Below are 13155 nucleotides of genomic sequence, written 5' to 3' on the forward strand. Positions count from 1 at the left end.
TCGGCTACAGCACGTCGTCCGCGTCGATGATGCGGTACGCGTAGCCCTGCTCGGCCAGGAAGCGCTGCCGGTGGGCGGCGAAGTCCTGGTCCACGGTGTCCCGGGCGACCACCGAGTAGAAGTGGGCCGCATGGCCGTCCGCCTTGGGGCGCAGCACGCGGCCGAGGCGCTGGGCCTCCTCCTGGCGGGAGCCGAAGGTCCCGGAGACCTGGATGGCGACCGTCGCCTCGGGCAGGTCGATGGAGAAGTTCGCGACCTTGGAGACCACCAGGACGCCGATCTCCTTGTTCCGGAACGCGTCGAAGAGCTTCTCGCGCTGGGCGTTGCTGGTCTCGCCCTTGATCACCGGGGCGTCCAGGGCCTCGCCGAGCTCGTCCAGCTGGTCGATGTACTGGCCGATGATCAGCGTCTGGTCCTTCTCGTGCTTCTTGACCAGTGCCTCCACCACCCGCCGCTTGGTCGCCGTGGTGGCGCAGAAGCGGTAGCGCTCCTCCGGCTCGGCGGTCGCGTAGGCGAGCCGCTCGGAGTCGGTCAGGGTGACCCGCACCTCGCAGCAGTCGGCGGGCGCGATGTAGCCCTGCGCCTCGATCTCCTTCCACGGCGCGTCGAAGCGCTTGGGGCCGATCAGGCTGAACACGTCGCCCTCGCGGCCGTCCTCGCGCACCAGCGTGGCGGTCAGGCCGAGCCGGCGGCGGGCCTGCAGGTCGGCGGTGAACTTGAACACCGGCGCCGGCAGCAGGTGCACCTCGTCGTAGACGACCAGGCCCCAGTTGCGGGCGTCGAACAGCTCCAGGTGCGCGTACACGCCCTTCCGCTTGGTGGTCATCACCTGGTACGTGGCGATGGTGACCGGGCGGATCTCCTTCCGGGTGCCGCTGTACTCGCCGATCTCGTCCTCGGTGAGCGAGGTGCGCTTGACCAGCTCGTGCTTCCACTGGCGGGCCGAGACGGTGTTGGTGACCAGGATCAGCGTGGTCGACTTGGCGTGCGCCATCGCGGCCGCGCCGACCAGCGTCTTGCCGGCGCCGCAGGGCAGCACCACGACGCCCGAGCCGCCGTGCCAGAAGCCCTCGACGGCCTGCGCCTGGTACGGGCGCAGCTGCCAGCCGTCCTCGTCCAGGTCGATCGGGTGCGCCTCGCCGTCCACGTACCCGGCGAAGTCCTCGGCGGGCCAGCCGAGTTTGAGCAGCACCTGCTTGATCTGGCCGCGCTCGGAGGGGTGCACGACCACGGTGTCCGGGTCGACCCGGGCGCCGACCAGCGGGACGATCTTCTTGGAGCGCAGCACCTCCTCCAGCACCGGCCGGTCGGTGGTGGTGAGCACCAGGCCGTGCGTCGGGTGCTTGAGCAGCTGGAGCCGGCCGTAGCGGCCCATGGTGTCGGCCACGTCCACCAGCAGCGCGTGCGGCACCGGGTAGCGCGAGTACGTCACCAGGGCGTCCACCACCTGCTCGGCGTCGTGCCCGGCCGCGCGCGCGTTCCACAGCCCGAGCGGCGTCACCCGGTACGTGTGCACGTGCTCGGGCGCCCGCTCCAACTCGGCGAACGGCGCGATGGCGCGACGGCAGTCGGCGGCCCTGGGGTGGTCGATCTCCAGGAGAAGAGTTTTGTCGCTCTGGACGATGAGCGGTCCGTCGTTCACGCGGGGAAGCCCTCCACTGGCTTACAGTCTGCGTTGGCGCAGACCCTCCAGTGTCGCGCATTCCCGGCGTTGGGTGACGGGCTACCGAGGGGCTACTTCCACTCGTAGAACTTGCCGGTGGACTTGCCGCCCGCGTCGGTCTCGTACTCGAACATGCCGACCAGGCCGTTGAGGCGTTCGAGCTGGGGCGACACGGTGGAGAAGAACAGCGCGCCGCGGAAGGTGGTGCCGCCGTCCGCGGTGAAGTGGCCGACGCCGCTGCCGTGCCAGGTGACGCCCTGGCCGTCGGCGGTCATGTCGACGCCCTGGCCCTCGCCGTAGAGGGAGCCGTCGGCCCGAACCTCGGACTCGTAGGTGCCGAGCGTGTTGACGGTGATGCCGTAGTAGCTGCCGGTGCCCCGGAAGGACACCTCGACGACCGGGTGCCCGTCCGCGGAGCCGATGACCCGCCGGCCGGTGTCCTCGCCCTGGAATTCGCCGATCAGTTCGCCGAGCATGGTGGTCCTCCTTGTCGCGAACCCCCTGTTCCCGGAGTACGCCGGGTGCGACCGCCCGTCAATTGCTTCGAGTGACCACGGTCCGTGCTCGCTCGTTGAGCCGGCCATGAAGACCTCGAAGCGTGTTCTCACCGCCCTCGCCCTGATGGGCACGGCCCTCGCGGCCACCGCCTCCTCGGCGGGCTCCGCCCACGCCCTCGCGGGCATCGGCGAGGGGCCCGGCGGGCTGCTGGCGGCGCCCGGGTTCCTGATCGCCGACCAGGTCGGCGGCGGCTCGCTGCCGGTCGGGCAGGGGCAGATCGGCAGCGTGGCGGACCAGGCGGTCAAGGAGAAGATGAAGGAGGCGACCGCGCACTGACGCCCTGGTCAGGGGCTATTCGTCGAGTTCCGCGACGCCCGTGATGCGGTGCAGGGCGAAGGTGCGCAGCTCGTCGGCGTGGTGGTCGAAGGCGGTGACGAACCCGCCTTCGACCTTCACCGGGTCGATGATGCGCTGGCTGGCGATGCCCTCGGCGTTGAGGTAGCCGATCCACATCCGCTCGCCGAGCAAAACCGCGGTCTGCAGCGCGGCCAGGGTCTCGGCGGCGGCGGTGCGGGGCAGGCCGCGCGGGTCGGGGGCGGGCTCGCGGCGGGTGGCGGTGGCGGCGCGGTCACCGGCCCGGACGGCCTTCACGGCGGCGGCGAGCAGGGTGTCGTCCGGGGTCGGCGGGCCGTCCGGGACGGGCACCGGCGCCGTGCGGGGCGGGGTGCGGTGACTGTCCGGCCGGGTGATCAGCACGTCGCCCTCGGCGGACTCGGCGGCGGGCGCGTAGCCCATCGCGCGCAGCGTGGCGAGCAGGACGTCCGGGGCGGCCTGCGCGGCGAGGACGGTCGGGGCGAGCAGCCGCAGCCGCAGTTCGGCGGCCCGGCGGTCGGCGAGGACCTCGTTCAGCAGCGACGGGTCGTCGCAGCGCAGGTACGAGGAGGCCGCGCCGACCCGCAGGATGCCGTGGCGGCGGGCGACGTCGTCGATCAGGTAGCCGAGCGGCTGCGGGACGGGCGTACGGCTGTGCTGGGCGAGGAAGGTCCGCAGGTCGGCGGCGGTGCGTCCGGCGTCGAGGGCGCGGCGCACGGAGGCCGGGGTGAACCGGTAGACGGTGGCGCCGCCCTTGGACTCGATGTCGGCGCACAGCGCCAGCGCCTGGGCGAGCGGGGTGAGCAGCGGGCCGGGGGCGATCGCGGTGAGGTCCGGCTGCAGGATCACGTGGTCGAGCGGTCGCGGCAGCAGCGGGGCCAGCACCTCGGCCGGGTCGGACTCGGCGGTGAGCAGGGCACGGGCGGGGGCGGCGAGCGCGCCGCGGCCGGTGACGCCGAGGAGTTCGGCCTCGGCGAGCGTCCAGGCGGTGAGGTCCTCGCGCAGCTCGTGGCCGTCCGGGCCGGTCGGGCCGCCGCGCAGCGGGCGCTGCCAGCGCAGGGTGGGCAGCAGTTCGGCGGCCGTGGCGGGGGTGCCGGGCGGGAGCTCGGCGAGCAGGGCGAGGGCGGCGCGGCGCACGGACGGGGCCAGGGTGCGGTCGAGCTCGGGGCCGAGGGCGGCGCGCGGCTTGCCCTTGCCGTCCGGGGTGCCGGTGAGGGCGGGCACGCGGGTGGCGGCGAGCCAGGCGCCGGCCAGGACGGACCAGCGCTCGGCGGTGTCCAGCAGCAGCCAGGCGTCGTAGCCCGGGGTGGGCGCCCAGCACTCGTCGGCCTCGCCGTCCGGGGCCAGCAGGCCTGCGGTGTAGGCGAGTTCGAGCCAGAACGCGGCCTGCTGCTCGGTGGTCTCCAGGGCCTGGGCGGTGCGCTTGAGGTCGCGCACGCCGAGGCCGCCGGCGCGCAGGGTGGGCGGCGGGTTGAGGCCCCAGGCCTCCAGCAGCTCTTCGACCGTTTTGACGGCGGTGTGCGCCTGGCCGGCCGCGGCGGCGTCCACGGTGTGCGGGTCGCGCGGGGGCGCGGCGGGCGCGGGCTCCGGCTGGACGGGCTCGACGGTGCGGTGGGTGCGGCCGCCGCGCAGGTGCAGGGCGAGCTCGCGCGGCAGCACGACGCTGCCGGGGCTGCTCGGCAGCAGCAGGCCGCGGGCGAGCAGCCACTCGACCGGGCTCTGCGCGTCCTCGGCGGTGACCGGGCGGGTGGCGTCCGGGACGGTACCGGTGGGCGGGCCCCAGACCAGCCGCTCCAGCAGCCGCAGCGCCGCCTCGGGGGCGGTCTCCAGCAGCGCGGCGCAGCGGTCGCGGTCGGTGAGCAGGTCGGTGAGCGCGGCGACGGCGGTGACCGGGTCGGGGGTGGCGGGCTGCCCGGCGGAGGCGAGCAGCTGCTGCAGCCGGGCCGGGGACATGCCCGCGGTGGCCTCGCCGAAGGTCGGGCCGAGGCCGGTGCGGCCGGGGTTGGCGGCGGTCGGGGCCAGCGCCTCGCGGACGGCGAGGACCAGCCGCAGGCCGTTGTCCGGGCCCCACAGCAGCGCCCGGTCGCGCAGGGTGGCGATCGCGCGGGGCAGGGCGGCGGCGACGGCCGAACGGTCGGCGGGGGTGAGCGGGGTGGCGCCGGGGTGCGGCTTGACCTTGGCCGGGCCGGTCAGCAGGGTGCGGACGGTGGCCAGGCCGGTGCCGTCCGGGGCGGTCGCCAGCGCCTCGGCGACCTGCAGGGTGAAGCGGTCCAGCCGCTCCAGGGCGCGCAGCGCGGAGGCGCGGGAGGAGAGCCGGGCGGACAGCTGGGTGAGGTCGCCGGGGACGGGGTTCAGCAGGTCCGGGCGGGAGCGGAGCAGGGCGGCGAGCGCGTCGTCGGGGCGGGCGCGCAGCTCCTCGGCGAGGGTGCGGGGGCCGGGGGCGGACCTGCCCTGGCGTCGAGGGCCCTGCTGTGTGGTCATTCGACCTAGGTTAGTCGGGCGGGCGGACGGCGGGGTGTCCTCGTGCTGCCGCGCGGCCGGGGCCGTGCCGGACTCGCGTGGTCGGGGGCCGGGTGGGTAGCGTCACGCCGAGGGCGGTTCGGTGGGCGGCCGCGCTGTCAGGGGCGAGCCGGGCGAGGCGGGGTGTCGGTGATGACGGACGGCGAGTGGTGGCGCAAGAGCGGGCCGTGGAGCGGTCGTTCCGGTGCTTCGGGGGCGGACGAGGCCGTGCCGGCGGTTCCGGCTGCGCCGGCTGCTCCTCCGGCCGTGCCTGCGGCTCCCGGGGCTCCTGCGGCTCCTCCCGCCGAGGACAGCGTGTACGACCCGCCGGCCCTGAGCACGGGCGGCCTCCAGCAGGTGTCGCTGGACCTGCCGGGCGTCGCCGGGCCGCAGGACCGGGCCGGCGACGAGCTGCCGCCCCGGATGGTGCAGAGCAACGGCCCGTGGAGCATGACCGTCTTCGATTTCTCGGACGCGCCGGGCCCCGCCCCGAAGCCGATCCCCGAGCAGCGCGCCGACGAGGCCCAGCCGGCCGGGGCCGCGCCGGCGGCGCCCACGGGGAGGCCGGGGAAGGCGGGGAAGCAGCGGAAGCAGAAGGCCAAGGCCGCACCCGCCGCCAAGGCGAAGCCGGGTCCGGCCAAGGGTGCCCGCAAGCCGTCCCCGCTGATCCTGCTCTCCTGCGGCCTGCTGGTCGGCGGCGCGATCTCCGGTTTCTTCCCGGCCATGCTGGCGGGCTGGCTCCTCGGCTACCTGTCCCGCCAACTGTCGGACCTGATGCGCAAGTTCGTGATCATCGGGATCCCGCTGGCCACGATGAGCGCGACCACCCTGCTCGCGATGAACCACGCCAAGCAGGCCGGCGGCACCGGCGGGGGCGCGGGCGTGCAGACCGGCGCCCCGCTGGGCCAGTTCAGCTGGTCGATGGCCCCGGGCGTCCTGCGCACCTCGGCCGTCATCACGGCCGTCGTCCTGCTCCTGCTGAGCCTGCGCCGGCGTCCGTCGTAGGGCTGAGCGGCCGCGCGGGGCTTCAGGACCGCAGGTGCGCCGCCACGTAGGGGAGGGCGACCTGTTCCATCCCGCGGTCGTGGCCGAAGGCCGGGTGGACGTTGACCTCGAAGACCACCCCGCCGCTCTCGGCGGCGAGGTCGACGCCCGCGAGCGGGAGGCCGAGGGACTTGGCCGCCGAGACCGCCAACTCTGCCAGTCCGGGCGGGAGTTCGTCGACCTCAAGCAGGGTGGAGACGGCGCCCTGGCACTCGTTGCACGGCGCGTCCGGGTCCGCCTGGACGTGCTCCACCGCGCGGACGACCCGGCCGCCGAGGACGACCGCCCGGTACTGGTGGCGCCGCCCGTCCGGGGTGAAGTTCCGGGCGTCCCGGGCGATCAGCCAGGGGGTGTCGAGGTTCGCGTAGTGCCGTGCGGCGGCCGCGAGTTGGGCGTGGGTGGTGACGTGGAAGACGTCGTCGCCGCCCATGCCGACGCACGGCCGGGCCCAGACGTCGCCGCCGAGCCGTTCGAAGGCCTCCGCGGCGGCCTCCGGGCTCGGCCGGCAGAGCGTGATCGTGGGCATGTGCGGCACGCCGTCGCGGACGAAGCGCGCGACGGTGCGGTCCTTCTCGGTCGCCGCGCGCCAGGCCTCGGCGTCGGTGCCGAGCGAGCGGACGCCGGACGCGTGCAGCAGTCGCTGGCAGTGGGCGAACGCCGGGCGGCGGTGGGGTGGGATCTCGTAGACGATCACCGTGTCCGTGGCCACGACGCGGCCCTCGGCCTCCAGTCGGACGAGGCCGTCGCCGTCCGCCTCGATCCGGCCGGTGCTGGTGCCCGTGCCGGTGTCGGTGCCGGTGCCGGTGTCGTGCGTCATGAAGTGCCGCGCGTCCAGGTGGACGGGCTCGCGGCCGGTCAGGCGTCGGACGGCGGCGGCCATCGCGTCCCGGGTGCCCTCGGTGGAGCTGTGATCGGTGAGAAGAACGAGGTCTCGTCGGCTCATGCGGTCATGGAAGCGGTGCCCGTCCGTGCGGGCAAGGACGCCGCGCGCGCCACGGGAGCGCGGCACTGGCCGAAACCGCCCGCTCGGACCATCGGGTGTACTTCCGTCGTCAACTCTCCTGGCGGGAGGCCGTGGTGAGGATGCTGGTGAGGACGGCGGCCGGGTCGTCGGTGGTGAGGGAGTGGCCGGCGCCGGGGATGGTGTGGACCTCGGCGGCCGGGAGCAGGCGGTGGAGGCGTTCGGCGGTGCCGGGGGCGTCGTGCAGGGCGCTGCGCTCGCCGAGGAGGGCGAGGACGGGGGCGCTGACGGAACGGAGCTCGTCGTCGGTGAGGGTGGCGGCGAGCGGGAGGCGGCGGCGGAAGCCCGTGGAGGCGCGCAGCAGGGCCATCAGCTCGTCGTCCAGCAGGGCGCTGTTGCCGAGCCTGCGGGCGAGGCGGGTGCGGATCGGCTTCGGGGCGAGGGCGGCCATGCCGCCGAGGATGAGCCAGCGGTAGAAGCCCGGGCGGAGGTCGGCGAGACCGGCCGAGTCGACCAGGATGAGGGCGGCGCTGCGGCCGGGGTGGCGGATCTGGTGATGGAGGGCGATCCAGCCGCCGTAGGAGCAGCCGACCAGGTGGGCGCGGGGGACGTCGAGGGCGGCGAGGAGTTCTTCGAGCCAGTCGGCGGCGTCCTGGCCGCTGGTGACGGGGGAGGTCTGCACGCTGGCGCCCGGTTCGCCGATGGTGTCGACGGCGATCACGGGGTGCCGCGCGGCGAGCGGCTCGACGAACGCGTGCCACATGAGGGCGTTGCCGCTGGAGCCGGGGAGCAGCACGATCGGCTCGCCGTGGGCGGGGCCGGCGCGGTGGACGCGGGTGGTGCCGTAGCTGGTGGGGACGTCGACCGACGTTCGTTCGCCGGGCCAGAGCCGGGTGAGGGCACGCTCATAGGCGGTGCGGTAGCGGGCTTCGGCCTTGCCGTTCTTGAACTCGCTGATTCGCATGGTACATGTGTATCACATGCATGATACGGGTGTACCAAGAGCGGGGGTCGAATCGTTGGAGGGTGAGGAATGACCGGAAAGGTCGAGCACGAGGAGCGCCGGCGGCAGATCGCCGAGGCCCTGCTGCGCATCGCCGACACCGAGGGACTGCAGTCGGCCAGCATGCGGGCGGTCGCGACCGAGGCAGGCGTCTCGCTGCGGCTCGTGCAGTACTACTTCACGACGAAGCAGGGCCTGCTGCTCGACGCCCTGGCGAGGCTCGGTACGCAGCTGCAGGCCCGGATGGAACGGTGGATCGGCGAGGCGCGCGCCCCCCGGGAGGTGGTGACGGCGATCCTGTCCTGCATCCTGCCGACCGACGCCGAGAGCCGCCGGATCACGAGGACGTACGCGGCGTACTACGCGCTGGTGCTCAACAAGCCCGAGGAACTGGAGGAGGGGGCCTCGCAGCCGCCGGTGGTGCTGGAGGCGTTCCTCGTCATGCAGCTGCGGGCGGCGCAGGCGGCCGGGGAGATCGCGCCGGATCGGGACGTCGAGATGGCGGCGGCCGGGCTGCTGGCGATGGTGAACGGGCTCGGGTCGAGCGTGCTGGGCGGCCAGCGGGACGGGGAGCAGGCGCTGGCGGTCCTCCGGCACCACCTGGACGAGCTGTTCGAGTGACGCCTTCCGGCGTCCGTCGCACTCGTGTCGAGTCGGTGGGAGCAGGAAGTCGGCGCGGCCGACTTCCTGCTCCGGCACGGAGGAGTCGAATCACTAGCTTGCTAGCAAGCTAATGTGCTAGCTTCGTGAGTGTGGGAGACGACGATGTGAAGCAGTTCAACGTGTACCTGCCGATCGGTCTGATCAAGCAGGTCAAGTACCGCGCCCTGGAGACGGAGCTCTCGCTCTCGGCGCTGGTCGCCGAGGCGCTGCGCGCGTACCTCGCAACCCCCACCCCTCAGCCCGAGCCACCGTCCGGCGAGGCCGGCGAGTCCACGAAGGAGTCCTGAGATGACGACCGAAGGCATCGAAGCGGTGTTCCTGGAGACCCACAACTGGTCCAAGGCGGCGAAGTTCTTCCTCGGCCTGGGCTACGAGCTGGAGTTCGACACCGGCCACAACTCCGGCCAGCTGCGCAACGGCGACGGCCCGTTCGTCTTCATCGCCGAGGTCCCCGAGGACCGCGAGCCGCAGACGCAGTTGGTGATGAAGGTCGCCGACGCGGACGCCTTCGTGCCCGGCGACGGCGTGGAGGTCGTCACCCCGTTCGAGGACACCCACTTCGGGACCAGGATGGCGACCGTCCGCGACCCCGATGGCCGCCTCTGGGCCCTCCAGGCGCCGCTCAAGGCGGCCGCCCAGGAGGCCTGACCGCCCTGACCGGCCCGACCCCCCGCGCGCCCGACGCGGCGCGAGAGGTCGGGCCGGTCGCATGTCCGGGGGTTAACACCCCTACGGGACGGGTGCTTTCCCCGTTCTTCCGGGTGGTTCGCCGAACCAGACTCGGGGCATGCCCATACAGTCCGTGACGATGATCGAGGCGCCTGCCGCCAGTGGCAGCGACTTCGCCCAGTTGAGCCGCCGGATAGCCGCCGAGGGCCTGCTCGACCGGCGGCCCGGCTACTACGCCGTGCGGGCGGGGGTGGTGCTCGCCGCGTTCGTCGGCGGGTGGTGCGCGGTGTTCGCGCTGGGGGACACCTGGTGGCAGCTCGGTCTGGCGGCGGTGATGTCCGTCGTGTTCGCCCAAGTCGCGCTGTTCTCGCACGATCTGGCGCATCGGCAGGTGTTCGACCGGCGAGTGCCGAGCGAGGTCGGGGGCCGGATCGCGGCCAACCTGATGATGGGCATGAGCTACGGCTGGTGGATGAACAAGCACACCCGGCACCACGCCAACCCGAACCACGAGGAGCGGGACCCGGACGTCGCGCCCGAGCTGCTGGTCTGGTCGAAGCGGCAGGCGCGGAAGGCGACCGGGCTGGCCCGGTTCATCGGCCGGCGGCAGGCGTACCTGTTCGTGCCGCTGCTGTTGCTGGAGGGGCTGAACCTGAGCTTCAACAGCTTCCGGGCGCTGCGCAGTCCGACGATGAAGCGGCCGGTGCTGGAGGGGGTGCTGCTGGTCGTGCACTTCGTCGCGTACTTCGGGGTGGTGTTCGCGGCGCTGCCGGTGGGGAAGGCGTTCGCGTTCCTGGCCGTGCACCAGGCGCTGCTGGGGGTGTACCTGGGCAGCGTCTTCGCCCCGAACCACAAGGGCATGCTGATGGTGACGCCGGAGATGAAGCTGGACTTCCTGCGCCGGCAGGTGCTCACCTCGCGCAACGTGCGGGGCGGGGTGGCCATCGACGCGATGATGGGCGGCCTCAACTACCAGGTGGAGCACCACCTCTTCCCCAGCATGCCGACCCCCGCGCTCGGGCGGGCCGCGCAGATCACCCGGGAGTTCTGCGCGGAGCAGGGCATCCCGTACTACGAGGTGGGGTTGCTGCGGTCCTACCGGGAGATCTTCACCCACCTGCACCGGACGGGCGAGCCGATCCGCTTCGAGGGCTGAGGGGTGGAGAAGGCACCCGGCCCCTCGCGCGGTGGCGCGAGGGGCCTGGAGTGTTAGACGTGGTGGTCGAATTCGCCGGCCTTGGTGCTGCGGAGGAGCGCGGCGAAAGTGGCAGGCGTGGTACCGAGGATGACGTGGCCCTCGTCGGACTCACGGAGTTCGACGGTCCCAGCGATCGCGCGGACCTCAACGCATTCGTTGCTTGAAGCGCTGTAGCTGGACTTCTGCCACTCTGAGCTAGGCATGGATGGATTTCATTTCTTTCATGATGGTTCGGATGAAGTCGCGCGAGCGCTCCTCGGACAGAGCGTTGGTGTCCAAGCTGGAGAAGATGGTTCGGTGCTTGGCCAGGTTCGCCGGTGAGTCGAAGAACAGCGCGCCTTGGGAAACATCGACCTCGACGGTGTCCAACTCGGGGACAGGCCCCTCGATGTAGGTCAAGTTCTCACCGGCGCCTGGGAACGTGTCCACGGCGAACGGCACCACGCGGACGGAGATTCCGGGCCGCTCCGAGTCGTCCAACAGCGCGGCGAGCTGATCGATGAGCACCAGGGGTCCCCCGAACTGCATGCGCAGTGCGGCCTCGTGGATGAAAGCGCGAAGTGGAGTTGCACCAGATCGCACGACTTCCTGACGCCTGAGACGGAAGGCTGTTCGGGTCTCGATTTCCTCTGAGGGCAAGGCCGGAACAAGCCGAGCGAACACCGCCGATGCGTAGGCCCTGGTTTGGAGTAGGCCGGGCATGTAGACGGTGTTGCAGAAGGTGATTCGCTCGGCGTGTCCCTCAAGCTCTGCCACCTCAAGGAAGTCGATGGTCAGGGTGTCGCGGTACTCCTCCCACCATCCCTTTCCGCGCTCCGAGACCATGCCGGCCAGCGCGTCGATCAAGGGCTGGTTGTCACATAGGCATGCGGCGGCCATGGTGCGCAACCGTTCGACGCTGATCCCGCTCTTCCCGGTCTCCATCTGGGTGACCTGCGCGCCGTGGATGCCGAGTTGGAGTGCCAGTTGGCTGCCGCTGAGGCCGGCCTGCTCTCGCATCCTTCGAAGCTCGGTCCCTACTCGCCGTTGGCGCAAGGTCGGGTTCGGTCGAAGGCCCATGGCATCCTCTCTGCGGTGGTGAGACCAGTGTGCCCCACGTTAGGGGGAGGTTTTTTCGCGGAGGTCTTAAACACAAGACTTCGTGCGCTATGGTCGATCTCACATCGATCCGATGGACCGTCAGTAACGCCTGCTTCCAAGGGCCGCAGAGCAGCCATGCCCATTTCCATGGCCTGGCTCACGGCGACGCATGTCCACCGGACCTCCACACCACACCAGCGCCCGGGAGTCTTCCCATGCGTCACCTCAACACGCCCTCGCTCGCCCTCGCCCGGCAGTCCCTCCAGGACGCCATGGCCCGCCTCGGGTGGCCGCCCTCGGCCATCTTCGACGCCCAACTCGCCCTCTGCGAACTGCTCGTGAACGCCTGGCGCCACGGGGACACCCCCGCGCCGGTCGTCCAGATCCTCGCGATCGCCCAGGGCACCCTCCGGGTCTCCGTCTCCGACGAGAGCCCCGTCCTGCCCGCCGCTCCCACCCTCGACCTCCTCGCCGAGTCCGGCCGGGGTCTCCAGCTGGTCGCCGGCCTGACCAGCCGCTGGGGCGTCGACCCGCAGGAGCGCGGCAAGTCCGTCTGGTTCGAGTGCGTCCAGGACGCCGCCTGATGCCCGTTCCCCGCCGCCGCCCGATGCTGCCGACCGACCCCCGGATCCGGTTCTACACCGACGACCACATCCGTACGCTCCTTGCCGAACTCCACGAGCGCGGCAAGAAGTTCGGCCTGGTCTGGCCCTCCGCCGAGACCGACCGGACCATGGACGGCCGCGTCCTCGTCTGCTTCAACACGGCCCCGGCTTCGACCCTGTTGAACCTCCTCACCCTCCTCCTCGACGCCGAACGCGAGCGCCCGTGCGATTCCTGATCGGGGCGGCCTTCGTCGTCCTCCTCGCCCTCGCCTTCGCGACCGTCGCCCTGGGCGTCATCACCGCCCTCCGCGCGACGCCGCCCGACGAGGACACCTGAGAGCACACGCAGAGGAGGGCCGTCACCGCCTCCGGCGGCCACGGCCCTCCTGCTTGTATCCCCGTACGATCAGATGCCGTGATCACGACCAGGGCTGACGGCCTCACCCTCGATACCGACCCCGCGCGCATCGATCTCGACCGCGTCCACCACTGGCTCTCCACCGACGCCTTCTGGGCCCTGGGCCGGAGCCGCGAGGCAGTGGCGCGATCGATCGAGCACTCACTCGTCTTCGGCGTCTACGCCCCGGACACCGCCGGGCAGGTCGCCTTCGCCCGGGTCGTCACGGACTACGCCACCTTCGGCTGGCTCTGCGACGTCTACGTCGCCCGCGAGGCGCGCGGCCGGGGCATCGGCACCTGGCTGGCGGAGTCGGTCGTCGCGGAACTCGCGCCCTACCGGCTGAAGCGCTTGCTGCTCTCCACCGTGGACGCGCACGAGGTCTACGCACGCGCCGGCTTCGAGGCCGTGTCCGAACCGGAGAAGCTGATGATGATCACCGCGCCCGCCACCGCACAGACCTGACCCCGGAGCGCCCCGACCGAGCCGGGGCGCTCCGGGGT

The 13155-nt window shown here is 72.3% G+C and carries 16 protein-coding genes; 9 read left to right on the forward strand and 7 right to left on the reverse strand.

What is annotated here, in order from left to right:
- Positions 1-4: 4 nt before the first annotated feature.
- Together ACPC54_RS10430 and ACPC54_RS10435 are read right to left on the reverse strand one after the other, a co-directional pair.
- Positions 5-1642: a DNA repair helicase XPB gene (locus tag ACPC54_RS10430; RefSeq protein ID WP_498963362.1), complete on the reverse strand. Its 1638-nt coding sequence runs from the start codon at positions 1640-1642 to the stop codon at positions 5-7.
- Between the two features lie 92 nt (positions 1643-1734).
- A complete protein-coding gene (locus ACPC54_RS10435; protein ID WP_498963364.1) occupies positions 1735-2139 on the reverse strand; it encodes a hypothetical protein in 405 nt (134 codons plus the stop codon).
- A gap of 106 nt (positions 2140-2245) precedes the next feature.
- On the opposite strand from ACPC54_RS10435, the gene ACPC54_RS10440 reads away from it, so the two are divergent.
- Complete coding sequence (locus ACPC54_RS10440) at positions 2246-2497, forward strand: hypothetical protein (protein WP_498963366.1); 252 nt, start codon at positions 2246-2248, stop codon at positions 2495-2497.
- A 15-nt stretch (positions 2498-2512) separates the two neighbouring features.
- Here ACPC54_RS10440 and ACPC54_RS10445 read toward each other — a convergent pair whose 3' ends face one another.
- The gene (locus ACPC54_RS10445; RefSeq protein WP_498963368.1) at positions 2513-5014 is read right to left on the reverse strand and encodes a helicase-associated domain-containing protein; all 2502 of its coding nucleotides are present in this window, start codon (positions 5012-5014) and stop codon (positions 2513-2515) included.
- A 333-nt stretch (positions 5015-5347) separates the two neighbouring features.
- Here ACPC54_RS10445 and ACPC54_RS10450 point away from each other — a divergent pair, with 333 nt between their 5' ends.
- The gene (locus ACPC54_RS10450) at positions 5348-6037 is read left to right on the forward strand and encodes a hypothetical protein (protein WP_498963370.1); all 690 of its coding nucleotides are present in this window, start codon (positions 5348-5350) and stop codon (positions 6035-6037) included.
- A gap of 22 nt (positions 6038-6059) precedes the next feature.
- Here the strand turns inward: ACPC54_RS10450 and ACPC54_RS10455 are convergent, their stop codons facing one another.
- On the reverse strand, positions 6060-7019 hold the full coding sequence (locus ACPC54_RS10455) for an ATP-grasp domain-containing protein (protein ID WP_498963372.1): 960 nt from the start codon (positions 7017-7019) through the stop codon (positions 6060-6062).
- A gap of 109 nt (positions 7020-7128) precedes the next feature.
- Positions 7129-8001, reverse strand: a complete 873-nt coding sequence (locus ACPC54_RS10460) for an alpha/beta fold hydrolase (protein ID WP_498963374.1) — start codon at positions 7999-8001, stop codon at positions 7129-7131.
- Between the two features lie 69 nt (positions 8002-8070).
- Here ACPC54_RS10460 and ACPC54_RS10465 point away from each other — a divergent pair, with 69 nt between their 5' ends.
- The 4 genes from ACPC54_RS10465 (at position 8071) to ACPC54_RS10480 (ending at position 10528) form a co-directional block, all read left to right on the forward strand.
- Complete coding sequence (locus ACPC54_RS10465; protein WP_498963376.1) at positions 8071-8661, forward strand: TetR/AcrR family transcriptional regulator; 591 nt, start codon at positions 8071-8073, stop codon at positions 8659-8661.
- A gap of 131 nt (positions 8662-8792) precedes the next feature.
- Positions 8793-8990 carry a CopG family transcriptional regulator gene (locus ACPC54_RS10470; protein WP_498963378.1) on the forward strand — a complete coding sequence of 66 codons (198 nt, stop codon included), beginning with the start codon at positions 8793-8795 and terminating at the stop codon, positions 8988-8990.
- Between the two features lies 1 nt (position 8991).
- Entirely contained in the window at positions 8992-9351 is a 360-nt protein-coding gene (locus ACPC54_RS10475; protein WP_498963380.1) for a VOC family protein, read from the forward strand.
- 139 nt (positions 9352-9490) lie between these two features.
- The gene (locus ACPC54_RS10480) at positions 9491-10528 is read left to right on the forward strand and encodes a fatty acid desaturase family protein (protein ID WP_498963382.1); all 1038 of its coding nucleotides are present in this window, start codon (positions 9491-9493) and stop codon (positions 10526-10528) included.
- Positions 10529-10581: 53 nt separating this feature from the next.
- Here ACPC54_RS10480 and ACPC54_RS10485 read toward each other — a convergent pair whose 3' ends face one another.
- Entirely contained in the window at positions 10582-10773 is a 192-nt protein-coding gene (locus ACPC54_RS10485; RefSeq protein WP_498963384.1) for a DUF397 domain-containing protein, read from the reverse strand.
- Complete coding sequence (locus ACPC54_RS10490) at positions 10766-11629, reverse strand: helix-turn-helix domain-containing protein (RefSeq protein ID WP_498963386.1); 864 nt, start codon at positions 11627-11629, stop codon at positions 10766-10768. Before ACPC54_RS10490 ends, ACPC54_RS10485 begins: the two co-directional genes overlap by 8 nt.
- A 236-nt stretch (positions 11630-11865) precedes the next feature.
- Between ACPC54_RS10490 and ACPC54_RS10495 the strand changes: the two genes are divergently transcribed.
- The 3 genes from ACPC54_RS10495 to ACPC54_RS10505 all read left to right on the forward strand — a co-directional run bounded on the left by ACPC54_RS10495 (position 11866) and on the right by ACPC54_RS10505 (position 13117).
- A complete protein-coding gene (locus tag ACPC54_RS10495; RefSeq protein ID WP_498963388.1) occupies positions 11866-12234 on the forward strand; it encodes an ATP-binding protein in 369 nt (122 codons plus the stop codon).
- Positions 12234-12491: a hypothetical protein gene (locus tag ACPC54_RS10500; RefSeq protein ID WP_498963390.1), complete on the forward strand. Its 258-nt coding sequence runs from the start codon at positions 12234-12236 to the stop codon at positions 12489-12491. The genes ACPC54_RS10495 and ACPC54_RS10500 overlap by 1 nt, the downstream gene beginning before the upstream one ends.
- Before the next feature lie 179 nt (positions 12492-12670).
- Positions 12671-13117, forward strand: coding sequence for a GNAT family N-acetyltransferase (locus ACPC54_RS10505; RefSeq protein ID WP_498963392.1), 447 nt, complete (start codon positions 12671-12673; stop codon positions 13115-13117).
- Positions 13118-13155: the final 38 nt, after the last annotated feature.

The sequence above is a fragment of the Kitasatospora sp. NPDC094028 genome, assembly GCF_049543595.1.
In the GTDB taxonomy this organism is placed as follows: domain Bacteria; phylum Actinomycetota; class Actinomycetes; order Streptomycetales; family Streptomycetaceae; genus Kitasatospora.

Bases quoted from the DNA above. Each gene is read 5' to 3' on its own strand.
- ACPC54_RS10435 (WP_498963364.1), bottom strand. From the start codon at position 2,139: ATGCTCGGCGAACTGATCGGCGAATTCCAGGGCGAGGACACCGGCCGG.
- ACPC54_RS10440 (WP_498963366.1), top strand. From the start codon at position 2,246: ATGAAGACCTCGAAGCGTGTTCTCACCGCCCTCGCCCTGATGGGCACG.
- ACPC54_RS10445 (WP_498963368.1), bottom strand. From the start codon at position 5,014: ATGACCACACAGCAGGGCCCTCGACGCCAGGGCAGGTCCGCCCCCGGC.
- ACPC54_RS10455 (WP_498963372.1), bottom strand. From the start codon at position 7,019: ATGAGCCGACGAGACCTCGTTCTTCTCACCGATCACAGCTCCACCGAG.
- ACPC54_RS10460 (WP_498963374.1), bottom strand. From the start codon at position 8,001: ATGCGAATCAGCGAGTTCAAGAACGGCAAGGCCGAAGCCCGCTACCGC.
- ACPC54_RS10465 (WP_498963376.1), top strand. From the start codon at position 8,071: ATGACCGGAAAGGTCGAGCACGAGGAGCGCCGGCGGCAGATCGCCGAG.
- ACPC54_RS10475 (WP_498963380.1), top strand. From the start codon at position 8,992: ATGACGACCGAAGGCATCGAAGCGGTGTTCCTGGAGACCCACAACTGG.
- ACPC54_RS10480 (WP_498963382.1), top strand. From the start codon at position 9,491: ATGCCCATACAGTCCGTGACGATGATCGAGGCGCCTGCCGCCAGTGGC.
- ACPC54_RS10485 (WP_498963384.1), bottom strand. From the start codon at position 10,773: ATGCCTAGCTCAGAGTGGCAGAAGTCCAGCTACAGCGCTTCAAGCAAC.
- ACPC54_RS10490 (WP_498963386.1), bottom strand. From the start codon at position 11,629: ATGGGCCTTCGACCGAACCCGACCTTGCGCCAACGGCGAGTAGGGACC.
- ACPC54_RS10495 (WP_498963388.1), top strand. From the start codon at position 11,866: ATGCGTCACCTCAACACGCCCTCGCTCGCCCTCGCCCGGCAGTCCCTC.
- ACPC54_RS10500 (WP_498963390.1), top strand. From the start codon at position 12,234: ATGCCCGTTCCCCGCCGCCGCCCGATGCTGCCGACCGACCCCCGGATC.